Consider the following 24858-nt stretch of genomic DNA (forward strand, 5'->3'; position numbering starts at 1 on the left):
AGTCGATATGATCGCTGCTCGTGGACCTGGTGCGGCACCTGGAGTGCTTTGTGGCTGTTGCAGAAGAGTCACACTTCGGCCGGGCCGCGGCTCGTCTGGGCATGGCCCAGCCACCCCTCTCGCAGCGCATCCAGCGCCTGGAGAAGCACCTGGGCGTCCGCCTCTTCGAGCGCACGAGCCGCCAGGTGACCATCACCGAGGCCGGGACCCTGCTGCTCGCTGAGGCGCGCGAGGTGCTGGCCCGCTCCGAGGCGCTGATGGCCACCGCGCGCCGCATCCGGGACGGCGAGACCGGCCTGCTGCGGGCCGCGCTGCCCCCGGACCTCTCCGGCGAGACGGTCGCCGCGCTGCTGGCGGGCTTCGCCGAGGGCGCCGCCGGCTTGGAGGTGGAACTGCACGAGCTGTCCACCGCCCAGCAACTGGCGGCCTTCGCCGCGCACGAACTGGACGTCGGACTGATCCACCACCCCAGCGACGTCTCCGGCCTGGAGCTGGGGCCGGTGCTGCGGCGCGAACTGGGCGTGCTGCTGCCGGGCGACGCCGCGGCGGCCGGGCTCGACGAGGTCCCGCTGGCCTCCCTCACCGGCCACGACCTGATCCTCTTCCCCCGCGCCGCCGCCCCCGCCGTCTACGACGACCTGCTGACCACCTGCGCCCGCAACGGCTACACGCCACCCGCCGTACGCCACGCCCAGGGCGCCAGCTTCGTCCGCGGGCTGGTGCTGTCGGCGCGGGCCGTGGCCTTCGGCCCGCGTGACGCGCACGGCGACGCGGAGGGGGAGGCTCCCCAGGGACCTTCCCAGGGACCTTCCGAGGCACCTTCCCCGGGACTGTCCCAGGGGCTTCCCCGGAACCCGGCCTCCGGCGTCGTCTGGCGCCCCCTCACCGGGGCCCCGCTCGCCCTGCGGCACTCCGTCGCCTGGCCCGAGGGGCGAGGCGACCCCGCCGTGGCCGCCTTCGCCGGGGCCGCGACGCACGCGCTGCGCACCACCGCCGGCGCGACCCCCGACCTGCCCTCCCGCCCGCTCCATCTGCGCCCGGCCTCGGAGTACTGGCTGTGACCGACGCCCTCGCCCGCATCCACGCGGCCTTCGCCGACGCCGGGGTCACCGGCCGGCTGCACGCCGTCGACATCGACACCGGCGCGCAGCTCGACGCCGGTGCGGACCAGCCGGTGTGCACCGCCAGCGTCCACAAGCTGTGTCTGCTCGTCGCGCTGCACGAGCAGGCCGCGCAGGGGGCCCTGGACCTCACCGAGCAGGTGGACTGCCCGCCGGAGGGCCGCACCACCGGCCCGACGGGGCTCGCCGCCATGCTCGACGGCGCCCGGCTGTCCCTGCGGGACCTCGCGTACCTGATGATGTCCGTCAGCGACAACGCCGCCGCCGACCTGCTGCTGGGGCGCGTGGGTCTCGACGCCGTCAACCGCACCACGGCCGGGCTCGGCCTCACCCGCACCCGCGCCGTCCACACCTTCGGCGAACTCCTCGCCACCATCAAGGAGGACGCCGGGCCCGGTGGCGCCGGGGCGCTCGCCGACCCGCACGTCGTCACCCGGCTCCGCGCGCTCGACCCGGCCCGCACCAACCGCAGCACCCCGCGCGACATGACCCGGCTGCTCGCCGCCGTCTGGCGCGACGAGGCCTGCCCGCCGGAGCACGGCGCGGCCATGCGCCGCCTGCTGGGGCTGCAGGTGTGGCCCCACCGCATGGCGTCCGGCTTCCCCTTCGACGACGTCCACGTCGCGGGCAAGACGGGCAGCCTGCCGACCGTGCGCAACGAGGTCGGCGTCGTCGAGTACCCCGACGGGGGCCGCTACGCCGTCGCCGTCTTCACGCGCACGGCCCGCACCTCCGCGCTGCTGCCCGCCGCCGACGCCGTCATCGGCACGGCGGCGCGCCTGGCCGTGGACGCCCTGCGCGCTCCCTGAGAGCGCCGCGCGGTCCGCTGCCCGCTCGGCGACCCGGGGAACTCGCTCAGAGCTGGAACTCGGCGGGATTCACCCCCAGCGCCGCGCAGGCCTCGCGCAGGACCGCCGCCTCGGCCTGGGAGAAGTGGCCGTCGGCACCGGCGATGACCATGCCGGTCTGGATCACCGCCCGGGCCTCGGTCGGCTTCTTGGCGGCCTTGGCGATCTCCTGCATCGCCTCCGCCTTGCCGTGCTGGAAGTTGTGGGTCAGCTGGTCCACGTGCTTGTTGAAACGCTGGCGCAGCTGCTCCGGCGGGAAGTTCTGCAGGACGTCGTTGCTCAGGATCATCGACTCGACCTGCTGCCGCTCGGCCGGGTCCACCTGGCCGTCGGCCGCCGCGACCAGGGCGCACACCGCCATGCTCGCGTCCCGGTAGGCACCGCTCTTCAACTCGTTCTTCAGCGAGCCGAGCTGCGTCTTCAGCAGGCCGACCAGCTGGGCCTTGCTGCCGCCGCCGGACCTCGTCCCGCCGCTGTGTCCGCCGCTGGGTCCGCCACTGTGCCCGCCGGTCGTCGCGCCTCGCCCGGCCTGACCCTGCTGGAGAGCCTTGGCCTGGTCCTTGAGCCGGTCCCACACTGCCATTGCCGCCACCTCGGTATTCGTCAGCATCAACTGGCGCACTCGCTCACGCGCGCACACCCTTCCAACGCCCGGCCCACGGGCAAAGGTTCCGCAAAACGAGTTCCTCTCACCCTGGATTGACCTTCCGCGGCTACCGTCCGCCCTGGCCGACAGGGAAGGGGCGTGGAACATCGTGGGCGGACATCTGCCGGAGCCGACCTTCGGGCGGCTGCTGGGGTCGTGGCGGTGGGACGTCCCCGCGCTGGTGCTGGTCGTGGTGCTGGGCGGGCTCTACGTGTGGGGCGTCGCGCGGGTGCGCGGGCGGGGCGGGACCTGGCCGCTCGGGCGGCTCGCCGCCTTCGTGGTGCCCGGGCTGGGGACCGTCGTCGTGGCCACGATGTCCGGGCTGGCCGTCTACGACCACGAGCTGTTCTGGCCCGCCGCCGTGCAGAACGTCGGGCTCGACCTGCTCGCGCCGCTGGGACTCGCCCTCGGCGACCCGCTGCGGCTCGCCGTCGAGGCGCTGCCCGAGGGCGGTGCGACGCGGGTGCGGCGGGTGCTGACCGGCCGTCTGGTCAGGGTCCTGACGTTCCCCCTGGTCAGTACGGTCCTGGTGCTGGCCACGGAGCTGTCCGTCTACTTCACGCCGTACTTCGCCACCGCCCTGCGCGTGGGCTGGCTGCACGAGCTGATGTACCTGCACCTGCTGGCGGCCGGCTGCCTCTTCGTCCTCCCGGTGCTCACCCGCGAGCAGGCCCTGCCCGCCTGGTGCACCCACCCCGTCCGGGCGGCCCTGGTCTTCCTGGACGGCGTCGTCGACGCGGTCCCGGGACTCGTGGTCATGACGCACGGCACGCTGATCGCGGGCGCCTGGTACCTGCACCACGCGCCGCCCTGGTCCCCCGACGTCCACCACGACCAGCAGCTCGGCGGCGGCGCCATGCTGGGCATCTCCGAACTGGTCGCGCTGCCCTTCCTGCTGACGGTCCTCGCCCAGTGGGTCCGGGCCGAGCGCGCCCAGACGGCCGCACTGGACGCCCGTCTGGACGGCGAACTCGCCCCGGCCGTGCGGGAGGCCGGGGCGGCAGGGGCACCCGAGCTGGTCCGGCCGTGGTGGGAGACCGAGACGGGCGAGGTGGCGGAACGGGTGCGGCGACAGGGGACGGGTGGCTGAGCCGGGCCCCGCCGGGGCCGGTCACCGGCTTTCGGCCGCCGACGGCTGGTCCGTGGCGGGACGGGCCGCCGTCGGGAGGGGAGCCACCGGGGTCGGGACGGCCGAGGGGGCGCTGGACGGGACCGCCGGGCCGGTCGGCTCGCCGGGGCCGCGGGTGGCGGGGCCGGTCGTGCGAGGGCTCCCGGTGCCGGGGCGGGTCGAGTCCGCGGCGGGCGCCCGGGAGTCGGAGGGGGACGGCGTGCGGGAGTCGGAGGGGGACGGCGCCGGGGTGTCGGACGCCGAGGGAGCGGGCGGCGCCGGGCTCGTGGCGGGCGGGGCCATCGGGACCGTCGGGGCCGAGGGGCGCTCGGGTGCCGTGAGGCGCAGGGGGAGCGCGACGAGGGCGGCCACCGCGCAGCACACACCGGCGGCTCCGGCCGCGGCGCGCAGCAGGCGACGCCGGGAGGCCCTGCGGCGGACCGCCTCGAACCGGCCGGGCGGCGCGCCCAGGTAGTCGGGCGAGGAGGGGCGCAGGAGCACGGCGAGCGGGTCCTCGGGGCCCGGCTCCGCGTCGCCAGGGTCGTCGTCAAGGCGTGTGGTCAAGGCTTCTCCTCAGGTGGACGCGGAGCAGTTCCCGGGCCGCGTGCAGGTCGGCCTTGACGGTTCCCTCCTTGCGCCCGGTCAGCACGGCCACCTCCCGGATCGGCATGTCAGCGTAGTAGTGGAGGAGGATCGGGACGCGCAGTCGCTCCGGCAGCGACCGCACCAGCAGCCGCACCGACGGGTCGGCCTGCTCGGGGTGCGGGCGTACGGCGGCTTCCGAGGTGACGCGGCGCAGGACCCGGCGCTCGCGCTCCAGTTTGCGCCAGTGGTCCCGGACGAGGTTGGCCGCGGTGACGTAGAGGAAGCCGCGGGGCTCCTCCACCTTCGTCCAGCGGGCCCAGAGCCGGGTGAACGCCTCCGAGGCGATCTCGTGCGCCGTCTCGTCGTCGTCGACGAGCCGGCGGCACCAGCCGGCCAGGCGCGGGTAGAGGGCGGCGAACAGCTCGGACGCGGCCTTCTCACGGGACCGTTTCAACGCTCTCCAGGGGTGGGGGACCCGGCGCCGCGCAGCGCGGCGAACACGATCACGTTGTCCGCGTAGCCGTCACCGGTCCGCGCTCCGCCGCATGTGATCAGCCGCAGCTCCGGGCGGTCCACGTTCCCGTAGACGTCGTCCGCCGGGAAGTCGTCCTTCGGGACCGTGCGGACGGCCGTGACGGTGAACTCCGGCGCCGTGCCGTTCTCCAGGCGCGCCACGACGAGGTCGCCCCGGCGCAGCCGGGCCAGATGGCGGAAGACGCCGTCGCCGTACCGGCCGACCGTGACATGGCCGAGGATCACCGACGGGCCGGTCCGGCCGGGCGGCGGCGAGTGCCGGTACCAGCCCGCCCGGTCGTCGGCCGTGACCGGCGGCACCTCCACCGTGCCGTCCTCGGCCAGCCCCAGCCGGATCACCGGGGTGTCGACGCCGATCGCCGGGATCAGCAGCCGGACCGGGACCGGACGGGCCCCGGAGCGCCTGCGTCCGGCCGCGACCGGCGGCGGTGCCGTGCGGGAGGCGCCCCCGTCCGTCGCGGGGCCGCCGCCGCAGGCCGTCACCAGGGAGGCCAGGGCCCCGGCCGTGAACGCGCGCCTGGAGAACGCGGTCATGCCCCGGTCGCCCGGCGGCGGCGTACGACGAAGACCGTGCCGCCGCCGAGGGCGAGCACCGCGGCGGCGCCCGCGCCGATCGCCGTGCCGCCGCTCCCGGAGCCCTGGGACGCCGCCGTCACACCGGTGTCGGGCGCGCCGCTCGGCCGGACGGAGACCTGGTCCTCGGCCGGTGCCCGGGTCGGTTCGGCACTGGGCGCCGGACGGGCCGGTTCGGCAGTGGGCGCCGGGGCGGTGCTCTCCGCCGGCCGGGTCGGTTCGGCGCTGGGCGCGGGTACGGCGCTCTCGGCCGGCCGGGCGGTGGGTGCCGCGGACGCCGGTGCCGGGCTCGGGGCCGTCGTACCGCTCGCGAACGCGGGCCCCGTGCCCATCAGTACGGCGGTGCCCGTGAGGGCCAGGACGGTGAGGACGGTTCGGCGCATGGAGTCGCACTCCCAGGTCGGGTGACAGGTCGTGCGAAGAGACGAGGCGGGGTCGGGGCGGGTTGTAAAGAGCCGGCAAAGTCGCCCGGGGTGGCGGTCGGGTGACGCCCTGTCGACGCCGAGGGCCGGTCCGGCGCACGATGGCCTCCCGACGCGCAGCACCCGGAAGGGACGGCCCGTTGACCTCCTCACCCGCCTTCCCCACCGTGCCCCGCACCGCCGACGTCGTGATCATCGGCGGGGGCGTGATGGGTACGAGCATCGCCTTCCACCTGGCCGAGGCCGGTGTGCGGGACCTCGTCGTCGTCGAGCGCGGCGAGCTGGGCCGCGGCAGCTCGGGCAAACCCATCGGCGGCGTACGGGCGCACTTCTCCGACCCGCTCAACATCGAACTGGGCAGCCGCAGTCTGCGTGCCTTCCGGGACTTCCCGGAGCGTCCCGGCGCCGACATCCGGCTCGACACCGTCGGCTACCTCTTCCTGCTCAGCACCGAGCGGCAGGCCGCCGACTTCGAGGCCGGCGTCCGGCTCCAGAACTCCCTCGGCGTCCCCAGCCGCATGACCGGCCCCGAAGAGGCCCGCCGCCTCTGCCCCTACGTCAGCACCGACGGGCTGGTGGCCGCCGCCCACTCGCCCGCCGACGGGCACGCCCGGCCCGGCCTCGTCGTCCGGGGCTACGCGCGGGCGGCGGCCCGGGCCGGGGCCGTCCTCGCCACGCACACCACCGTCACCGGCCTCGACACCGCGGGCGACCGGGTCACGGCCGTGCACACCGACCGGGGGCGGATCGACTGCGCCACGGTCGTCTGCGCCGCCGGCGCCTGGTCGGCACGGATCGGCGAGATGGCCGGCGTCCCCCTGCCCGTGCGGCCGGTGCGCCGCCAACTGGCCTTCACCGTCCCGCTCACGCCGCCCGCCCCGCGCATCCCGTTCACCATCGACTTCACGTCCTCGGCGTACTTCCACAACAGCGACGACGGACTTCTGCTCGGCCTGGCCGACCCCCGCGAGCCCGACGGCTTCGACACCACCTGGACGCCGGACTGGCTGGAGCTGTTCCGCGAGGTCGTCCGCCACCGCGCCCCCGCCCTCGCCGGGATGGAGACGGCCGGTGGGTGGGCCGGGCTCTACGAGGTCACCCCCGACCACAACGCGCTCATCGGCCGCTCGTCCGACGTCGTCAACTTCCTCTACGCCACCGGCTTCTCGGGCCACGGCTTCCTCCAGGCCCCGGCCGTGGGCGAGATCGTCCGCGACCTGTGCCTGGAGCGCACCCCCTGTGTCGACGTCGGCCCGCTCGGCGCGGACCGCTTCCGCTCCGGTGCGGGGATCCGGCCCGAGGCGCACGTGGTGTGAGCCGGTGAATAATCCGTCGCGCCGGGGGGCGGGCGGCGCTAGCCTCCCCGCGTGACGACTCACTCTGTGAACAGATTGGGGGTCCCGTCCGCGCAAGGTGAGTGCTGATGCTCACCGAGACCGCGAACGGGGAATCCCCGCGTACTGACGGACCGCCCTCGCCGGAGCTGTTCTCTTCGGCGCCGTTCTCCTCCGGGGCGGCTGCCTCCCCGTCGTTCTCCTTCTGGCCGCGCGTGCGCGAGTTCGCCGTGCCGCCCGGCATGATCGAGACCGCGACCGCCCGGCGTCGTACCGGGGACTGGGCGGGTGCCTGCGCCGCCGCCAACATCGACGTCGACCTCCGGCCGCGTGCCGTGGCACGGCGGCTCGGCACGGAGACCGCCGCCCTGCTCCGCGCCGACCTCCGCCACCTCGCCCCCGACCTGCTGCGCTGGCACATGCCGAGGATCGCCCCCGACGGGCTGCTGCGGCCGGGACTGACCCTCACCCTGGCCCGGTACGACACGGCGGGCGCGGGGGAGTTGCACCTCGTGGTGCGGACCCCGCCGGCCTGGGCGGACGCCGGTCAGCGCATGAGCCTCGCGCTGTGGGACCCGTCCCGCACGGAACAGGCCGGCCGCGGCCACCCGCACCCCCGGCCCAGCCGGCGGTTCCGTCTCGACCTGCACCGCCACCTGTGGGACGCGCGCCGGGCCGGTGAACTACGGGAGCGGTGCGGCGAGGGCCGTACCGACGGGGACGCGGAGCTGTCCGGGCTGCTGCCGCGCGGGCACCGGTGTGCCGTCGACCGGTGGGCGGCCGAGGCGGAGATCCTGCTGCGGGCCGAGGGGCGCCGGCCGGGCAGTGGCAGGGTCGCCGTGCGGCTCGGCGCCCGGAACCGGCTGGTCCTGGACGTGTCCGACGGGGCCGTCGTCCCCTGCGGGCACACCGCCGGGCCCGCCCTGCCCGTCCTCCCCGACGCCGCGACCTGGGTGCTGCCCGACCTGGAGCTGCTCCGGGCCGGGGCGATCGACGCCGGACGGCTGCATCCGCTGGTCGCCTCGGCGCTCGGGGCGGAGCGGGCACCGGCCGGCTCGCCCCGGGCCGCGGAACGGGCGGGCGATCCACGGCTGGTGGAGTGCCGGGGCGCCCGGCACCGGATCGGCCTGGTCGACGGCGTCCTGGCCGCGCTGGACCACGCCCCGGACGAGATCCGGCGGGAGGAGCTGCTGACCGCCCTGGGCGGTACCCCCCTGCCCTGCCTCCAGGCCATCGACCGGGCGCATCGCCGCCCCGACTGCCTCACCGGCGTCCGCGAACGCCTCCGGCACGGCGATGTCGCCGGTGCCCTGGCCGCCGTGGAGAGCCTGCTGGGCCCCGACGCGGCACTGCGCGGCGGCCCGTTGCGGGACGCGCTGGAGACGGCGGCGCGGCGGTGGATCGCCCACGGGCTGTTCCGGGCGGGCCTGGACGGGCCCTCGCCCGGCAGCCTGCGCCCCTGGGACCGCCGCCGCTCCCGTGACCACGGCCCGCACCCGCGCCACATGTGACCCGGGCCCTTTCCGGCCTCCTCCTACACCCAAGGTGATCACCCATGCCCATGAGCACTCCCCTTTCCCGACTCGATGTCGCCGGTGACCTGCTGACCCTGCTCCGGGACACCACCACCGAACCCCGCCCCGACACCCAGCTGGAGGCCCTGACCCTCGCCGTGGCCGCCGACCTGCCCGTGCTGCTGTGGGGCGAGCCGGGCATCGGCAAGACCGCGGCCCTGACCCAGCTCGCCGCAGCCCTGGACCTGCCGCTGACCACGGTGATCGCGAGCGTGCACGAGCCGTCCGACTTCTCCGGGCTGCCGATCGTCGGCGACGACCCCGCCGAGCAGGGCGTCCCCATGGCCCCGCCGGACTGGGCCGTACGGCTGGTGCGGGCCGGGCGGGGGCTGCTGTTCCTCGACGAACTGTCCACCGCGCCGCCCGCCGTCCAGGCCGCCCTGCTCCGGCTCGTGCTGGAGCGGCGGATCGGGGCGCTGCGGCTGCCGCCCGGGGTGCGGATCGTCGCCGCCGCCAACCCGCGCTCCTCGGCCGCCGACGGCTGGGAACTGAGCCCGCCGCTCGCCAACCGCTTCGTGCACCTCCAGTGGACCCACGACACCGACGTCGTCGTCCGCGGCCTCGGCGGGATCTGGCCCCGGGCGACCCTGCCCGCGCTCGACCCGCAGAAGCTGCCGGAGGCCGTGGACTTCGCACGCCGGGCCGTGTGCGGGCTGCTCACCGCACGCCCCGGGCTGGTGCACCGGCTGCCCTCCGGGGAGGCCCGCCGGGGCGGGGCCTGGCCGTCCCCGCGCAGCTGGGAGATGACGCTGCATCTGATCGCCTTCGCGACCGCGGCCGGTTCGTCGCGTGACGTGCTCTCCCTGCTGGTCCGGGGCACCGTCGGCGACGGGCCCGGCCTGGAACTGCTGGCGAGCCTGGACCGGATGGACCTCCCGGACCCCGAGACGCTGCTGGCGGACCCGGACGGCGCGGAGCTGCCCCAGCGGGGGGATCTGCGCCAGGCCGCGCTGGACGCCGTCGTGGCCGCGGTCCGCAGCCGCCCGGAGCGGTCCCGCTGGGACGCGGCGTGGACGCTCCTGGTCAGGGCGGTGGAGACCGGGCCCCCGGACGTGGTCGTCGTCCCCGCGACCACGCTCGCCGCACTGCGCCGCGAGGACTGGGACGTACCGGCGTCCATCGAGCGCCTCGCCGGGGTGGTGTCCCTGTCCCGGCGGGCCGACCGCGCGGGCGCCCGGACGGCGGCGAAGGCGGGCCGATGACGACGCGGACACCTGGGGCCCCCGAGCCCCCCGCCGCCCTCGACCGCGGCAAGCTCTTCGCCGCCCGCCTGCACGCCGCCCGGGCCCGCCCCTACCTGGCGACGGCCCTGTTCGCGCTGCACGTGGTCGAGTCGCGGCGGGTGCCCACGATGGGCGTCGACCGGCACTGGCGCTGCTACGTCTCACCGGCGTTCGTCGACCGCACGCCCGTCGAGGAACTGGCCGGCGTGTGGGTGCACGAGGTCTCCCACCTCCTGCGCGACCACCACGGACGCAGCGACCGCGTCGCCCGGGAGCGCGAGCTGCACGGCCCGGGGGAGCGGCTGCGGATGAACATCGCCGCCGACTTCGAGATCAACGACGACGTCTACGGCGACGGCCTCGCCCGCCCCGAGGGAGCCGTCGAACCGCGTCTGCTGGGCCTGCGCGAGGGCCAGTTGATGGAGGACTACCTGCGGCAGTTCGGCGTGGGCCCGCGGACGCAGGACCTGGCCTGGCTGGACTGCGGCAGCGGCGCCGACGGCCTGGACCGGGAGTGGGAGCTGGGCCCGGACGGCGCGCAGGGCCTGAGCGAGCAGGAGCGGGACGCGGTCCGCTTCCGGGTGGCGCAGGGCATCACGGGCCGCCCCGGCAGCGCCCCGCAGGGCTGGCGCCGCTGGGCCGAGGAGGCCTTCCACCCGCCCCAGCCGTGGCGGGAGCTGCTGGGCGCGGCGGTCCGCTCGGCGGCGTCCGGCCCCGGCGCGGGCGAGGACTACACCTACGGCCGCCCGGCCCGCCGCTCCACCGCCGTCCCCGGCACGATCCTGCCGAGCCTGCGCCGCCGCCCGCCCCGCGTCTGCGTCATCATCGACACCTCCGGATCGGTCAGCGACGCCGAACTGGGCAGCGCGCTCCTGGAGGTCGCCGCGATCGCCCGGGCCGTGGGCGGCCGCCGCGACCTGGTCACCGTGGTGCCCTGCGACGCCTCGGCGGGATTCGCGCGCCGCCTGTGCCGCGCCGAGGGCATCCCGCTGACGGGCGGCGGCGGCACGGACCTGCGCGCCGGCTTCACCCGCGCGCTGCGCTCCCGCCCGGCCCCGGACGTCATCGTGGCCCTCACCGACGGCCAGACCCCCTGGCCGTCCACCCGCCCGCCCTGCCGGACGGTGGTGGGCCTGTTCCCCCGCCGCCACACAAGCCACTCCTACGACGAGTCCGACCCCGAGTACGCCCCCGACACCCCACCGCCGTGGGCCCGCGTGGTGGACATCGGCTCATGACGCTCATGACGTCCTACGGCCTGTGCAGCAGCCCCCGTTCCATCGCCACCACCACCGCCCGCGTGCGGTCGTTGACGTCGAGTTTGGCGAACAGGCGGAGCAGGTGGGTCTTCACCGTGGCCTCGGCGATGACCAGGCGGCGGCCGATCTCGGCGTTGGTGAGGCCGTCCGCGACCGCGTTGAGGACGTCCGCCTCGCGGGCCGTGAGCGGGATCTGCGCGGGCTGGCGCATGCGGGCGACCAGGCGTTCGGCGACCCGGGGGGCCAGCACGGTCTCGCCGCGGGCCGCCGCGCGGATCGCGTCGGCCAACTGCTCGCGGGTGGTGTCCTTGAGGAGGTAGCCGATCGCCCCGGCCTCCACCGCGCGTTCGATCTCCGCGTCGGTGTCGTAGGTGGTCAGGATCAGGACCCGGGTGCGGGGGAAGCGCGTCACGATCTCGGTCGTCGTGGCGACTCCGTCCAGCACCGGCATCCGCAGGTCGACCAGGGCGACATCCGGCTCGTGGCGTTCGACGAGGGCGAGGGCGGCGCTGCCGTCGCCCGCCTCGCCGACGATCTCGATGCCGGTGTCGGAGGCGAGCAGGGCCACGACGCCGGCCCGCATGACGGTGTGGTCGTCCACGACGACGACCCGGAGCGGTCCCCCGGTCATGCCTGCACCCCCAGGGGAATCAGCGCCTGCACCCGTGTCCCGTCGCCCACCGAACTCGTCACCGTCAGTCTCCCGCCCAGCTCCGCCAGCCGCTTGCGCATGCCGTCCAGGCCGAAGCCCGCCGACTCCTCCACCACGAACCCGGTCCCGTCGTCGGTGATCTCCAGCTCCACGCCGTACGGCTGCCGGGCCAGGACCACGCCGACCGTGGAGGCGCGGGCGTGCTTGCGCACATTGGCCAGGGACTCCTGGGTGCAGCGCAGCAGCGCGATCCGGGTCTGCTGGTCGCACTCCAGGTCGGCGAGGTCGGCGTCGACGGTGAGGCCGGTGTCCTCGGCGAAGCGGTCCAGGACCCGGCGCAGGGTCCGGGCCACCGGACCGGCGGCCGCCTGGCCGGGCCGCCGGGGCGAGCCGACCAGTTCGCGGGCCTCGGCGAGGTTCTCCCGCGCGGTGGACTCGATCGACCGCAACTGCTGGGCGCTGCGCGCCGGTTCGGAGTCGAGGCCCGCCCGGGCCGCCTCGGCCAGCACGATGATCGAGGCGAAACCCTGCGCGAGGGTGTCGTGGATCTCGCGGGCCATGCGCTCCCGCTCGTCCGCCGCGCCCTGGCGCTGGTGGGCCTGCGACAACTCCGCCTGCGCCTGCTCCAGTTCGGAGATCAGCCGGGCCCGCTCGGCGCTCTGCGCGACCACCGAGTGTGCCCACAGCCCGATCAGCACGCCCACGGCGACGACGATCAGCGTCGACACGAGGACCTCGGTGAAGAACTCCACCGTCCAGCCGTCCTGCCGCAGCACGTTCCCGGCCAGGGTCGCCACCGTGGCGAGCCCCAGGAACACCATCGAGGCCCTGGGGGTCCGCCCGAACATCCAGTAGTGCGGCAGCGTCACCATGAACAGCGCCGCGTAGTTCCCGCGCAGATACGCCAGCCCGCCCAACACGACCACCAGCACCGAGAGATACCCGTGCGGCCGGACCACCGGGTTGCCCGGGAAGCGGTCCAGGACCGCGTAGCACAGCACCATCGCGCCGAGCAGGGCCAGCGCCGCGTACTTGCTCCCGCCGGGCCGGTCGATGGCGACCAGCCCGACGGCCATCACGGCGAACAGCACCCAGCACACCGCGTTCCAGCGGCGCAGCGACGTGGCCCAGAAGGCGTCGGCGGAGGACCCGGCGAGAGCGGTCATGCGGATCAACGTACGTCGACCGCCGGGCGGGAGGCCGAGCTTTTCTCCTGGGCGGCCGTCTTCCCCTGGCCGGCCGTCGCCGGGCGCCCCGGGCGCGAGGGCCACCAGCTCGCCTCGCCCAGCAGCAGCATCGCCGCCGGCAGCACCAGGACCCGCACCACGAACGCGTCGATCAGCACGGCCGCCGCCAGCACGAAGCCGATCTGCTTCATCTCGATGATGTGCAGGAAGACGAAACTGGCGAACACCGTCGTCATCACCACCGCCGCGCTGGTCACCACGCTCGCCGAGGAGCGGATGCCGTCCAGCACGGCCCGCCGCGTGGGCACGCCCGCGAGGACCGCCTCCCGGATCCGGCTCACCACGAACACCTGGTAGTCCATCGACAGGCCGAAGAGGATCACGAAGAGGAACAGCGGCACCCGCGACCCGATCGACCCGGTGGAGTCGAAGTCCAGCAGGCCCTCCGCCCACGTCCCCTGGAAGACCAGCACCAGCAGCCCCAGCGCCGCCGCCGCGGACAGCAGGTTCAGGGCGACGCCGAGCAGCCCGAGCACCACCGAACGGAAGGCGTACACGGTCATCGCGAACGTCACCAGCAGCAACGCGCCCAGGACCAGGGGCAGTTTGCCGTTCTGGTGGGCGGGATAGTCGGCGTAGCGGGCGACGTCGCCGCTGACGCCGTACTCGGCGCCGCTGATCCGGCCCACGGTCGCGGGCAGGAAGTCCTCCCGCAGCCGGTCCAGCGAGTCGTACGCCTCGTCGGAGTTGCCGAGGTGCGGGACCTTCAGTTCGAGGGTGTGGGTGCGGTCGTCGGCGGACGACCGGGTCCGCGAGCCCTCGGTGAACAGCGGGTCGGCTCCGGCACGCCGGACCACCTCGCGCAGGGCGGCTGCCACCTCCCCCGACCGCGAGGCATCGGCGCGCACCACGACCTGGTGGGTCACCCGCCGCTCCGGGAACGCCTCGTTGAGCCGGTCGTAGACCTGCATCGCGGGAATGTCGCGGGAGTGCGTGTCCCGGCTCATCTCGGTGATCTTCAGTCCGGCGAGCGGGACGACGAGCGCGAGCAGGGCGAGGACCGAGACGCACAGGGTCGCGAGGGGATGCCGGGCGGCGGGCCGCAGCAGGGCGCTCCACACCCGGCCGCCGCCCGTCCCGCCCCGCACCCGGCGCACGGGCTTTCCGCGCTCTGCCCGCCGCAGTGCCCGGCGTTCCGCCCGCCGCCCCAGCTTGACGAGCAGCGCGGGCAGGGCCGTCAGCGAACTGGCCACCGAGACCAGGACGACCACGATGGTGCCGGTGGCGAGGGAGGAGAAGATCACGTCGGAGGCCAGGTACAGCGTCGCCGTGGAGGCGACCACCGCCAGCCCGGAGACGACGACCGCCCGGCCCGACGTGGCGGCGGCCAGCTCCACCAGCGCCTCGGAGGAGAGCCGCCCGCCGGAGCGGGCCCGTTCCTCCCGCTCGCGCTTGAGGTAGAAGAGCGAGTAGTCGACGCCGACCGCGAGGCCGATCATCAGGATGACGTTCGTGCCGACCCCGGAGTCGGGCGACAGGTGCGAGACGACCATGGACAGCCCGACCGCCGCCGCGATCGACGACAGCGCCAGCAGCAGCGGCACCCCGGCCATGGTCACCGACCCGAACACCACCAGCAGCGTGAGCAGGGTGACCGGCAGGGTGATGGCCTCGGACAGGGCCAGGTCGTCGCTGCGCTGCTGGTCGACTCCCTTGCTGACGGAGGGACTTCCGGTCTCCTCCAGCAGCAGCGCGGGGTGGCTCTTCTGCACCGCGGCCGTCTGCGCCAGGAGCGCGTCGACCTTGTCCTTGGCGTCCCGCTCCTCGCCTTTCAGGGACACCTCGACCATGAGGACCCGGCGGGTCGTCGGACAGCAGCGGGCCCGCCACGCCCGCCACGTCGGGCAGCCCCCGCATCCGGTCGGTCAGGTCCTCGGCGGCGGACCGGGCGGCGCCCTCGTCGAGGGCACCGCCCGAACGGGAGGAGATCAGCACCTGTTCGGCGGCCCTGCGCTCCAGATGTGCCTCGGCCGCCAGGGCCTCGGCGCGGCCGGCCTCGCCGACCCGGTAGTCGGCCGTCGTCGCACTGTTCGTGCCGACGGCACTGCCGATCCCGAGACACAGCGCCACGAACACCAGCCAGCCGACGATCGCCCGCCAGGGATGCCGCGCACTCCAGCGCGCCACCCGCACAGATAATGAGTTCATGCCCAAAAGCCTGGCTGAGCTGGGCAGTTGTCGGACAGAGGCAGTCGGTTGAACCTGTCGTCCACCGGCCGGTGGACCCGGGCCCTGGGGATAACCCCCGTACTGCGGATCAGCTCGGCGTCAGGACGACCGCCTGCCCGCCCGCCGGGGCCATGGCCACGTCGAGCGTGTCGGCGGCGGTGACGGTCCGGGTGCCGACCACGACCGGCGTCTGGTACGGCTTCGCGCCCGGGGTGCCGTCGGCGTAGACCGTCGCCGTGTACGTGCCGCTGCCGAGGAAGGACAGGGGCAGGGAGAGGGTGCGGGAGGACTCGTTCGTCATCGCGCCGAGGTACCAGTCGGAGCCGCTGCGGCGGGCCACCGCGATGTACTCGCCGATCGATCCGGCCAGGGTGCGGCTCTCGTCCCAGGTCACCGGGACGGCGTTGAACCAGGGCAGCCCGGGCCAGGCGGCCGGGTTGCCGTACTTGGACGGCTTGTCGTACCAGAACAGGAAGTTGAGCGGCTGGTAGTAGACCGCGGCCATCGCCATCTGGTGGGCGTTGGTCGTCTTGTCGCGGGACTGGCCGTAGCAGATCGTGTAGTCCATCGGGCCGCCGATGTTGCGGGCGAAGGGCAGCGTCACGTTGTGCGTGGCCGTCGGGAACTGCTCGTTGCCGCGCACGCCCTCCAGGCTGATCCAGTTCGGGTAGGTCCGCTCGTAGCCGAACGGCCGGACGTCGTCGTGCATGTCGATCAGCAGCTCGTACTTCGCCGCCGTCTTCGCCCAGTCGACGATCTGGTTGGTCATCGACTGCGTGCCGTCGTTGATGAACCCGAGCTTGATGCCCCGCACGCCCCAGCTCTTGTACAGGCCGAACAGCGAGTCCGCGTCGGTCAGCGCGAGCCGGTTGACGTAGAGGAAGACGCCGATGCCCTTGCTCGTGGCGTACGAGATGACGGAGGGCAGGTCGATCGCGGGGATCGGCTTCGTGGCGTCGGGGGTGGTGAACTCCGGGCCGTACCAGCCGGCGTCGTACTCGATGTACTCCAGGCCCCGGGCCACCGCGAAGTCCACGCCCTGGAGGCCGGCGGCGGTGGAGAGCTCGCAGCGGAAGACCTTGCCCGGCCTGATCCACGAGGTGTCGGACAGGGCGTTCGGCGGGGCCAGGTTGAGCACCAGTTCGGCGTTGTCGACGAGTTCGGCGTGCGTGGCGCCGACGACCACCGCGCGCCACGGCGTGGCGAAGGGGGTGGCGACGGTGGACGTCGTCTCGGCCGGGCCGGTGCCGCGGGCGGTGTGCTCCATGAGGAAGGCGGCGAGGGTGTTCGGCTCGCCGGGGACGGAACTCAGCATCAGCCGGGGGTAGTCGACCCGGGCGGACTCGCAGACGCAGGCGATGAGACCGTCGCCCAGCGTCGCCGTCAGCGGCAGGTCGGTCAGCGGGCCGTTGTCCGTGGTGGAGGTGCCGGTGACGGGTATGGCGCCCGGCGCCACCGGCTCGTAGGCGTTCTCGTCACGGGCGCTGTAGACGGTCGTGCCGTCGGGGAAGGCGAACGACGTCAGCTCGTCGGCGATGGTCGCGGTGCCCTCGTCGAGGAGGAGGTACCGCAGGGCGACGCCCGTCCTGTACGCCCGGACCTGCACGCCGAAGCGGATGCCCGTGGCCCGGTCCCGGAGGTCCCAGCGCTGCTCCTGGTAGTGGTCGGTGACGGTCGCGTTGCGGCCGTAGACCGGGGTCCAGGTGGTGCGCCGGGTGCGGTAGCGCCGGCCGGTCACCCTGACGTCGTCGCCGAGGACCGTGCCGTCGCCGAGCCGCAGGCCGAGGGCGGAGTCGTCGAGCACCGTCCTGCCGCCGCGACGAGCCGACCAGCGCAGGGCGCCCCCGAGGAGGGAGAGGGTGACGGAGGTGCCGCCCATGCGGGCGGTGACGCTCTCCGCTCGGCCGCCGTCGCCGGCGTGGGCGGGCCCGGCCGCGGTGAGGCCCGCGGCGGCCAGCCCGGCGGTGACGGCGGCGCCCTTCAGCACCGTCCGGCGGGAGGCCGGGGCCGGCGCCGGCTGCCCGACGGCTCTGCCCGGGGTGGGCTCTTCCTGCTGTCGTGACCCTCTGGTCGGGCTCATGCGCGGACCCCTCTCGCAAACAGGTAGTAAACGGTTTCTACCGGATGTCAGTTGTAGGGCCTGCCGCGAGAGGGGGTCAAGACCTCGGAACGCCGGAACCCCGGACGCTGGAACGCCGGAACCCCGGACTCCCCGTGCGGTACGGGGAGTCCGGGGTTCCGAGGCGGCGCGGGGCGGGTCAGCGCAGGGTGCCGATGCGGTCGAGCCGCTCGTTGACGCCGTTGCGCAGCTCGCCGAGGGTCGTGCCCGCGGGGACCTTCGTCGGCGTGGAGGAGGGCGGCTGGGTCTCGTCCGCGCAGGTGGTGCCGCGCGCCGGGACCTTTCCGTCGACGAGGTAGCTCGTCACGGCGTCCGTCGCGCAGGCGCTGCGCCCGAAGGCGGTGTGCCCCTCGGCCCGGAACGTGAGCAGCCGGCCGTTGTCCAGCTGCCGGGACAGGGCGACCGCGTCCCGGTACGGGGTGTCCGGGTCGCCGGTGGTGCCGAGGACCAGGATCGGCGCGGAGCCCTTGGCCCGGAAGGACCCGTCGTAGCGGCTGGGCTTGTCGCCGGTCCACTGGGCGCACGTGGTGGCGTGCTGGTGGTCGTAGAGCGGCGGGCCGTACGCCAGGGCCGGGCCGAGCAGCGGGGCCAGTGCGGCGTTGGTGGTGACCTGCCGCTTCAGCAGGGCCGGGCTGCGCGGGTAGTCCTTGTCGACGCACTCGACCACGATGTTCGGGTTGAGGAAGTCGTAGCTGGCCGGGGACGGCGGCCGGAGCAGGAACGAAGTGGTGTCGCGCTGCTGGGCCTTGCGCAGGGCCTCGCCGAGGGACGGCCAGATGACCTTGCCCTCGTTGATGTTGAACATCAGGCGGTAGACGACGGTGTAGCCGTTCGCCTGACCGCCGTTGGCCGTCGGTACGGGGTTGGCGTCGAGGTCGGCCTTGAGCTTCTCGAACGCGGCGCGCGGGTCGCCGTCGCCGAACCCGCACGTCGCCTGGTCGGCCTCGCACCAGTCCAGGAAGCGGCTCATCGCGCCGTCCAGGGCCAGGTACTGGGGCCGGTCGTAGGCGTAGGGGTGGTTCGCGTAGCGCTCGGGGTCGTAGGCGCCGTCGAGCACCAGGGCGCGGACGCGCTCGGGGAACATGGCGGCGTAGACGGTGCCGATGTAGCTGCCGAAGGAGCGGCCGTAGTAGGTGAGCTGCTCCTCGCCGAGGGCCTGGCGCAGCAGGTCGATGTCGCGGGCGACGTACCCGGTGCCGACGAACGGCCGCAGCGCGCCCGCCCGGTCCTGGCAGGCTTGGTCGAACGCGGCGCCCTGGCGCACGGCGTTGTCGTAGGCGTCCGGCCCGGGCGCGCCCTTGGCCTCCCTGATGGCCTTCGTGTACGTCGCGTCGTCCCAGCACTCCACCTGCGAGCTGCGGGCGACGCCCCGTACGTCGTACCCGAAGACGTCGAAGGAGTCGCGCAGGTCGGCGGGCAGGTCGGCGTAGTTGTTGCGGACGAAGTCGACGCCCGAGTTGCCCGGTCCTCCCGGCTGGAGGAAGAGGGTGCCCTTCTTCCGGCCCTGGTCAGGGGCCTTCTTCCGGATCACCGCGAGGGTGATGGTCCTGCCCTGCGGATCGCGGTAGTCCAGCGGCACATCGGCGTTCGCGCACTCGAAGCCGCCCTGGCAGTCGGACCAGGTGAGGTTCGGTACGGGCGGCTGCGTCGATGCCGCCGCGCCCTCGGCCGCCTGCGCGGCCGTCGCCTGGACCCCGCTCCCGGCGACGACGAAGGCGGCGGCGGTGGCCAGGGCGATTCTGAGCCGTGGGATGCGTCTGCGCGTTCCGGAGCCGGAGCGGCGCGAGGTGTGGTCGTGTGTGGTCACTCTTTCCGTTCCCCCTTGGGCGGATGCGCCGACTGGCGCGTCCTGATGCCGGCGTGTTCCGCCGCATGTCTAGCCCAATCCGACGGGGCGCGCGACCCGATCCGGCGAGTCCTTCCACCGCATCTCCCCAGTACCCGGCGGTAGTTACCGCGACGTTCACCTTCGGAACGGCTGGAAGCTACCCGACGGGGGCGGTTTTCCGCCTCGGCCGGCAGGCTGATCCGGCCCGTATCCACCACTGCCTACGATGACCGCAGCGGCCTTGCGGCGCCTGGCGTCCAAGGGCCGTGCAGGAACCCCCAGTTCGCCCGAGCGAATCCTAAGGACCGACGCCCATGCCGTTCAGAAACCGCCGTATCCGGTTCACCCTCCTCGCCCTCGCCGTAGCGGTCACCGGCCTGAGTGCGGCCGGTCCCGCCGTGGCGGCCACGCCGCCGCCCGCGACGTCACAGACGCGGGAGACCGAGCCGCCCACCGACTTCGTGGACCTCGCCCCGAGCCCGCTCCGGGCCGAGGGCAGCCGGCACGTCACGGTCACGTACCGCAACAGCGGGACGACGACGGTCATGGTCGCCCCGCAGCTCCTGCTGCTGTCCCCCGACGCCGGTCCGTACCTGACGCCGGCGGACCTCACGGTGGAGCGGCGTACGGGGCACGGCTGCTGGGTTCCGGTGGAACTGGGCAGCCAGACGGGGACGCTCTACACGGACCTCACGGGCGCGCAGCGGAGGTTGGACGCGGGAGAGACGCTGACGGAGCGGTACCGGGTGACGGTGGCGAATCCGGCGGCGCGGGGTGTGGTCCAGCCGCGGGTGGCGCTGTACGGCTGACGGCGCGGGGCTGTTGGGGCGCTGCTGTCGCGGGGGCGTCCGTGAGGCGGGCCAGGCCGGTCAGGCGGGGGCGGGGAACGGTCAGGGCCGCGGTGCCGGTGCGGGACGCGTTCGGCGTCCGGTCGGGGCGCAGCAGGAGCAGCTCGGGCGGCACCCGCACCCGTCCTGCTCGGCGGCAACGTCCTGCTCCGCGGCAACGTCCGACAGTGTGACGGTGGTTGGCGCCTTGGTGGTGGTCGGCGGCGTGGCGCAGCAGCCCTCGCCCCGCCAGGCGTCCCGCCCCTCCTTGACCGCGACGGCGGCGATCACGAGGGCGGCGATCGGGTCGGCCCAGGACCAGCCCAGTGTGGCGTTGAGGACCAGACCGGCCAGGAGGACGGCGGACAGGTACGTGCACAGCAGGGTCTGCCGGGAGTCGGCGACCGCGGAGGCGGAGCCCAGTTCCCGGCCGGCACGGCGTTGCGCGGCGGACAGGAACGGCATCACCGCGAGGGACAGGGCGGCGAGCACGATCCCCGGGACGGAGCGCTCCGCCTCGCCGGTGCCGGCGAGCGCCCGTACCGCGTCGACGGCGACGTACGCGGCGAGCGCGAAGAAGGACACGGCGATGATCCGCAGGGCGGTCTTCTCGCGCGCCTCGCGCACGGCGTGGTCGGCCGCGGAGAACTGCCAGGCGACGGCCGCGGCGGAGGACACCTCGATGACGGAGTCGAGGCCGAAGCCGATCAGTGCCGTGGAGGAGGCGAGGGTCCCGGCGGTGAGGGCGACGATCGCCTCGACGGCGTTGTAGGCGATGGTCGCGGTGACCAGGAGCCGTATCCGGCGGGTGAGCGCGTCGCGCCGGGCCGGGGCGGGCCCGAGCGTGAGAGGAGTCTCGGCGGCCATGCTCAGCAGCAGCCCTTCGCGTCGGCGTCCGGGCAGCTGCGGTCGGTCTCGACGGCCACCACGGCGGTGCGCAGGTCGTCGAGGGCGTGGCCGAGCCGTTCGTCGGCAAGCTCGTAGCGCGTGCGCCGGCCGTCCGGGACGGTGACGACGAGCCCGCAGTCGCGCAGACAGGCCAGGTGGTTCGACAGCCGCGTCCGGGAGACACCGAGGGCGTCGGCGAGATCGGCGGGGTAGGCGGGGGCGTCGCGCAGGGCGAGCAGGATTCGACAGCGGATCGGATCGGCGAGCGCACGCCCGAACCGGGCGAGCACGTCGATGTCGGAGGCGACGGTCAGCATGTGACGACAGTACACGCATCTCTGAATTCAGGAAACCATGGACTGTTATGTTCGGAGGGGTGGGGACAGGTACGTCCGTCTTCCGTCAGAGAAGGTCCCGCCAAAAGGGGACCGTCGCCTGCGGGTTCCAGTTCTCGTCGACCTCGCCTCGCGCCTCGTCGAACTCGTGACGTACGTAGTCGAGGAGGTCCAGGCCGTAGTAGATGATGTCGGTCTGCCACATGGAGAGGACCGGATGCCCGAAGCTCCCCCGGCCGGCGGGCAGGTACCGGTGGGCAAACACGGGCACCAGCACCGGTGCCTCCGCCAGGAGACGCCGCGCCGTATCCAGTGCCGCCGTCCCGTCGACCGGACGCTCACCCCAGCCCTCGTACCAGAACCCGTTGTGCTCGACGCCGAGCAGAACACCCTCGACCGGCCAGTCGAGCTGCCGACGCAAGCTGTCCGCGTCACCGCCGCGCCACTCGGGCCAGGGCTTGGACCAGGTCTCCCCGTCCTCGGGAGGCACGTTGACCGGGAGGCCGGCCGCGAGGAACGCCCGGTGATCATCCGCGAACTCGAAGCCGTACTCGCGCTCTATGCGTGTGAACTCGGCCTCCGTCAGACCGGGTTCGAACGCGTACAGACCCGTCTCCGCCAGACGGCGCGCGGCCTCCGCGCCCAGGCGTAACCCCTCGTTGCTGATCACCGCCACACGTTAACGCCTGCGGCGCCTTGCCGTCAGCCGAGTTATGCGCGACCACCGAACGGCTTCACGAGGCGCTGCTCAAAGCAACAGCCCTTCGCCGACTCGCCGGTCTCCTCGGTGATGGTCAGGGGGCTTCGGGGATACTCGTGATCGACGGGATCAACAAGACTGCCGACAGGGGGTGGCGAAGCGTCATGACGAGCACCAAGGCACGTACAACGGCGCTGATCACGCCCGTCGAGCAGGGAGCACAGCACGAGGCGAAGGCGTTGGCGGGTGAAGGGCGTACCGCCAAGGCCATCCGTCGACTGCGCAAGGATTCGGGCCTCGGGCTGGACACGGCCTCCGTGGCCCTGGACCTGTTGGCGCAGGGGCACGCACTGCCCACCACCTACAGCCAAGCGCTGGATGCCTTACGGCAACTCGATGCCCCGCTGGTCACCGAGTTGACCGATCTGCTCAGCAGCAGTCGTCGTGACACCGCGATCAAACTGCTCAGGGAACGGACGGACATCGATCTCGCCGGGGGCTACCACCTCGTTACGGAGCTGAGCGGCCAACTCGGCACGGAGTCCCTCCAGATCGAAACAAGGCGGATGACCGGCTGAGGCATGAAGCGAAGCGCCGATGGGCCGTTGCTCCCGACGGCCCGAACGAGGCGGACGGAAGCTGCTGCCACGTGCATGAAGCACCTACGACGGCACCGTCGGTTCGGAGGCGACCCCTCCGAACCGACGGCGGTCACGACTGGCCCAGCATCCCAGGAGTTGATGCGAAGACCACTTGCTGTGGATGCCTACTTGGCTAGTTCATCGATTCGCCAGCCAATGATTCCGGATGAGCCTGCAAGGCCGTCGACATCGGTCTCGACATGCTCAGGGGCATCGGTGATGCGCTGACGGATCGGGACGCTGTCGCACTCCACAGTCTGCCGCACTGGGCGATCTGTGGTCACAGTAAGGCGGACTTTCCCTGCTCCCGAGCAGACAACGGCAAGCGTGTACGACTTGCCGTTCTCCAGGGTTGAGCGGGTGTGGATTCCGTCGCTTACGCGTTCCAGTCCCGACTCTACGAACAGGCTGTCGGAGTCATCCGTGTCGTCAAGCTTCAGCGCCTTTTCCGCCTTCTTCTCCAGTGCCTTCATCTGATCACTGGTCGCAGAGGGGGTGGGCTTCGGCGTGGGCTCCTTTGACTCCCTGCCGTCCCCGTCGTCGCTACTGCAACCAACGATGAGCATGGTGGCCAGAGCCGAGGTGACAAGGACCGCGCCGCGGCGTGAATGCCGGAGGCCTTGAATCATGTCCGGGTTTCCCAGTAACGCCAACCGACCTTCTTGGTCGGCATCTTCGTGGTGCCGGAACCGAGCTTCTTCTTCCCGCAGCGGTTGGCACTTGTCTCGTATTTGGTCCAGTTGTACTTCTCGCCCCAGGTACCGTACTGCACATTCCCGTAGTACCCGTTCTTGATGTCGCGAGAATACTTGTGCCCTGTGGCGATGCCGACCTCGGCAAGCACCTTGGCGCCAAACTCTGTCTTGGCCTTCGCGAGGAGGACGCCGGCCTCGGCCGAGACGCTTCCGCTCAACTCGATACCGATCTTTCCGGATTTCAGGACCTCGACGGTCACCGTCCCGCCCGGGCCGTCCTTGTAGGAGGTGCCGTTCCACCAGGACGGGATGTGATAGTGCCTCTTCCGGCCCGAGAGCGTATACCACTTCTTGTAGGGATTGTCGCAGCGCTGTGTCCCTATATCGCCCTCGTCGGTCACTTCTGGCAGGGCGTTGAGCTTGTTCTCGGCGGCCAGTTCTTGGGCCGACATCACAGGGCCCTCGACCGCGCTGCTGCTCAACTCCTCGGTGGCGACCTGGTCCGGCGACACGTCCTCGGGAGCTGGACCAGCTGGTACTTCGACCGCATAGGAAGCCGCGGTCATCGCTGCCCCCAGAGCCAGAACTGTGCTCGAGACAAGTAAGCGTCGCAGCGGTGCTCTACGCAAGTGATTTCCCCTCCCCTTGCCGCCTGCACTGGCGGATGAGTGGAATGTATAGAGCTGCGGCTGCGTCAGCGCTCGAAAAGCTGATCTTCTGAGGCAGACTTGAGGTTGAGAGGCCGCTATTTCATAAATCTGCCGTGGCTGGTGCCACCCCGGGCGCTGGTGTGCACGGGGGTCAGGGATGCTCGTGCTGGTCGCGGTCCGGTGACCTCGGACCGTCCGTCCGGCCCTCAACCCCGAGGGTCCTGGGACAGGTCACCCCGCCAAGGCGGTGGCCAGGGAACCGACTCCGCTATGCGTGTCCCTCGCACGCCGAGGCCGGCGCGTGCCAGCTCCAGGAAGTGATGCCGCGCCTGTCGGAAGTCCTGATACGCCTGGTCCCAGCCGCCCTGCTCTCTGGTCGGAAGCTCGCGGGCCAGCCACTCCAGATGCCACAGGCAGTGGTTCAGCCTGACCGCGGCCGTGTTCGTCTTCACGTCCCCCAGCAGCCACACCGTCTCCGCGAGCGCCGAGCGTCGCAACTCGGCCTCCACCACTTCGGCGAGGACCTCCGCCGTGGGCTCCAGCGGTGCGGCTCCGCTCGCGGCGATGCCCTTGGCGACCGCGATCCGCCGGTAGCGGTGCGCGAGTTCCTTCACGGCGTGGGCGTACTCGGCATAGGCGCTCAACCGTCGCTCGTCCCACCGGACGGACTGCTCCCGCCGCCATCGTGCCTTCTCCACGACCATGGTTGCCGCCATCGACAGCACGGCGCCCAACGCTACGGCGAGCAGCGTCGCCAGTTGACCAGTCAGAGCCATGAGTGCTTCATAACCCACCGGCCCAAGCGGCAACCTCGGCCGGATCGAGTGCCGTTTCCCGTGAAGCCGACGTCAACCGGGACGGTAGGGCCTCGGCCCCGTGG

24 protein-coding genes and 1 pseudogene are annotated in these 24858 nt (G+C 73.1%); 9 read left to right on the top strand and 16 right to left on the bottom strand.

The genetic code is table 11. The features are described 5' to 3' along the window. Nucleotides 1-20: 20 nt before the first annotated feature. Nucleotides 21-1061 (top strand): LysR substrate-binding domain-containing protein, encoded by a 1041-nt coding sequence (locus ABZ386_RS32670; protein ID WP_351340135.1) that lies wholly within the window; start codon nt 21-23, stop codon nt 1059-1061. Continuing rightward, complete coding sequence (locus tag ABZ386_RS32675) at nt 1058-1930, top strand: serine hydrolase (RefSeq protein WP_358967164.1); 873 nt, start codon at nt 1058-1060, stop codon at nt 1928-1930. The genes ABZ386_RS32670 and ABZ386_RS32675 overlap by 4 nt, the downstream gene beginning before the upstream one ends. Nucleotides 1931-1976: 46 nt before the next feature. Here ABZ386_RS32675 and ABZ386_RS32680 read toward each other — a convergent pair whose 3' ends face one another. Next, entirely contained in the window at nt 1977-2552 is a 576-nt protein-coding gene (locus ABZ386_RS32680; protein ID WP_351340129.1) for a TerB family tellurite resistance protein, read from the bottom strand. Nucleotides 2553-2721: 169 nt separating this feature from the next. On the opposite strand from ABZ386_RS32680, the gene ABZ386_RS32685 reads away from it, so the two are divergent. Then, complete coding sequence (locus tag ABZ386_RS32685; protein WP_356503986.1) at nt 2722-3705, top strand: cytochrome c oxidase assembly protein; 984 nt, start codon at nt 2722-2724, stop codon at nt 3703-3705. Between the two features lie 21 nt (nt 3706-3726). Here ABZ386_RS32685 and ABZ386_RS32690 read toward each other — a convergent pair whose 3' ends face one another. Genes ABZ386_RS32690 through ABZ386_RS32705 form a run of 4 tightly spaced genes read right to left on the bottom strand, consistent with a single transcriptional unit; the run spans nt 3727 to nt 5798 of the window. Next, nucleotides 3727-4287, bottom strand: a complete 561-nt coding sequence (locus ABZ386_RS32690; RefSeq protein ID WP_358967167.1) for a hypothetical protein — start codon at nt 4285-4287, stop codon at nt 3727-3729. Then, nucleotides 4271-4762: an RNA polymerase sigma factor gene (locus tag ABZ386_RS32695; protein WP_351340123.1), complete on the bottom strand. Its 492-nt coding sequence runs from the start codon at nt 4760-4762 to the stop codon at nt 4271-4273. Before ABZ386_RS32695 ends, ABZ386_RS32690 begins: the two co-directional genes overlap by 17 nt. After that, on the bottom strand, nt 4759-5376 hold the full coding sequence (locus ABZ386_RS32700; protein ID WP_356503896.1) for a class F sortase: 618 nt from the start codon (nt 5374-5376) through the stop codon (nt 4759-4761). The genes ABZ386_RS32695 and ABZ386_RS32700 overlap by 4 nt, the downstream gene beginning before the upstream one ends. Next, nucleotides 5373-5798 (bottom strand): sortase-dependent protein, encoded by a 426-nt coding sequence (locus tag ABZ386_RS32705; protein WP_351340117.1) that lies wholly within the window; start codon nt 5796-5798, stop codon nt 5373-5375. The genes ABZ386_RS32700 and ABZ386_RS32705 overlap by 4 nt, the downstream gene beginning before the upstream one ends. 179 nt (nt 5799-5977) lie before the next feature. Between ABZ386_RS32705 and ABZ386_RS32710 the strand changes: the two genes are divergently transcribed. The 4 genes from ABZ386_RS32710 to ABZ386_RS32725 all read left to right on the top strand — a co-directional run bounded on the left by ABZ386_RS32710 (nt 5978) and on the right by ABZ386_RS32725 (nt 11206). Further along, nucleotides 5978-7153 (top strand): FAD-binding oxidoreductase, encoded by a 1176-nt coding sequence (locus ABZ386_RS32710; protein WP_356503894.1) that lies wholly within the window; start codon nt 5978-5980, stop codon nt 7151-7153. Nucleotides 7154-7260: 107 nt separating this feature from the next. Beyond that, the gene (locus ABZ386_RS32715; protein WP_358967170.1) at nt 7261-8682 is read left to right on the top strand and encodes a hypothetical protein; all 1422 of its coding nucleotides are present in this window, start codon (nt 7261-7263) and stop codon (nt 8680-8682) included. Between the two features lie 44 nt (nt 8683-8726). Next, a complete protein-coding gene (locus tag ABZ386_RS32720) occupies nt 8727-9947 on the top strand; it encodes an AAA family ATPase (RefSeq protein ID WP_358967173.1) in 1221 nt (406 codons plus the stop codon). Continuing rightward, the gene (locus ABZ386_RS32725) at nt 9944-11206 is read left to right on the top strand and encodes a VWA-like domain-containing protein (protein WP_351340109.1); all 1263 of its coding nucleotides are present in this window, start codon (nt 9944-9946) and stop codon (nt 11204-11206) included. The genes ABZ386_RS32720 and ABZ386_RS32725 overlap by 4 nt, the downstream gene beginning before the upstream one ends. A gap of 13 nt (nt 11207-11219) precedes the next feature. On the opposite strand, the gene ABZ386_RS32730 is transcribed toward ABZ386_RS32725, so the two are convergent. From ABZ386_RS32730 to ABZ386_RS32750, 5 genes and pseudogenes are all read right to left on the bottom strand, one after another. Then, nucleotides 11220-11858, bottom strand: a complete 639-nt coding sequence (locus ABZ386_RS32730; RefSeq protein ID WP_356503888.1) for a response regulator transcription factor — start codon at nt 11856-11858, stop codon at nt 11220-11222. Then, on the bottom strand, nt 11855-13045 hold the full coding sequence (locus ABZ386_RS32735) for a sensor histidine kinase (RefSeq protein WP_358967176.1): 1191 nt from the start codon (nt 13043-13045) through the stop codon (nt 11855-11857). Before ABZ386_RS32735 ends, ABZ386_RS32730 begins: the two co-directional genes overlap by 4 nt. A gap of 5 nt (nt 13046-13050) precedes the next feature. Continuing rightward, nucleotides 13051-15274: pseudogene (locus ABZ386_RS32740) on the bottom strand (MMPL family transporter). 109 nt (nt 15275-15383) lie between these two features. Continuing rightward, nucleotides 15384-17375, bottom strand: coding sequence for a glycoside hydrolase family 97 catalytic domain-containing protein (locus ABZ386_RS32745; RefSeq protein ID WP_358967179.1), 1992 nt, complete (start codon nt 17373-17375; stop codon nt 15384-15386). A gap of 178 nt (nt 17376-17553) precedes the next feature. After that, nucleotides 17554-19221 (bottom strand): alpha/beta hydrolase, encoded by a 1668-nt coding sequence (locus tag ABZ386_RS32750; protein WP_358967184.1) that lies wholly within the window; start codon nt 19219-19221, stop codon nt 17554-17556. 335 nt (nt 19222-19556) lie between these two features. On the opposite strand from ABZ386_RS32750, the gene ABZ386_RS32755 reads away from it, so the two are divergent. Continuing rightward, nucleotides 19557-20051: a signal peptide protein gene (locus ABZ386_RS32755; RefSeq protein WP_356671981.1), complete on the top strand. Its 495-nt coding sequence runs from the start codon at nt 19557-19559 to the stop codon at nt 20049-20051. Between the two features lie 81 nt (nt 20052-20132). On the opposite strand, the gene ABZ386_RS32760 is transcribed toward ABZ386_RS32755, so the two are convergent. The 3 genes from ABZ386_RS32760 to ABZ386_RS32770 all read right to left on the bottom strand — a co-directional run bounded on the left by ABZ386_RS32760 (nt 20133) and on the right by ABZ386_RS32770 (nt 21962). Continuing rightward, the gene (locus tag ABZ386_RS32760) at nt 20133-20936 is read right to left on the bottom strand and encodes a cation transporter (protein ID WP_358967192.1); all 804 of its coding nucleotides are present in this window, start codon (nt 20934-20936) and stop codon (nt 20133-20135) included. Nucleotides 20937-20938: 2 nt separating this feature from the next. Then, nucleotides 20939-21274 (bottom strand): metalloregulator ArsR/SmtB family transcription factor, encoded by a 336-nt coding sequence (locus ABZ386_RS32765; protein ID WP_351340088.1) that lies wholly within the window; start codon nt 21272-21274, stop codon nt 20939-20941. Nucleotides 21275-21359: 85 nt separating this feature from the next. After that, nucleotides 21360-21962, bottom strand: a complete 603-nt coding sequence (locus tag ABZ386_RS32770) for a hypothetical protein (protein ID WP_358967195.1) — start codon at nt 21960-21962, stop codon at nt 21360-21362. A gap of 194 nt (nt 21963-22156) precedes the next feature. Between ABZ386_RS32770 and ABZ386_RS32775 the strand changes: the two genes are divergently transcribed. Further along, complete coding sequence (locus ABZ386_RS32775) at nt 22157-22570, top strand: hypothetical protein (RefSeq protein ID WP_356615949.1); 414 nt, start codon at nt 22157-22159, stop codon at nt 22568-22570. Nucleotides 22571-22758: 188 nt separating this feature from the next. Here ABZ386_RS32775 and ABZ386_RS32780 read toward each other — a convergent pair whose 3' ends face one another. From ABZ386_RS32780 to ABZ386_RS32790, 3 genes are all read right to left on the bottom strand, one after another. Next, entirely contained in the window at nt 22759-23106 is a 348-nt protein-coding gene (locus tag ABZ386_RS32780) for a hypothetical protein (RefSeq protein ID WP_351340079.1), read from the bottom strand. A gap of 152 nt (nt 23107-23258) precedes the next feature. Then, a complete protein-coding gene (locus tag ABZ386_RS32785; protein WP_351340076.1) occupies nt 23259-23894 on the bottom strand; it encodes a hypothetical protein in 636 nt (211 codons plus the stop codon). A 290-nt stretch (nt 23895-24184) separates the two neighbouring features. Further along, the gene (locus ABZ386_RS32790; protein ID WP_356673308.1) at nt 24185-24754 is read right to left on the bottom strand and encodes a hypothetical protein; all 570 of its coding nucleotides are present in this window, start codon (nt 24752-24754) and stop codon (nt 24185-24187) included. Nucleotides 24755-24858 lie beyond the last annotated feature (104 nt).

Source organism: Streptomyces sp. NPDC006140, assembly GCF_040628815.1.
Lineage (GTDB): Bacteria > Actinomycetota > Actinomycetes > Streptomycetales > Streptomycetaceae > Streptomyces.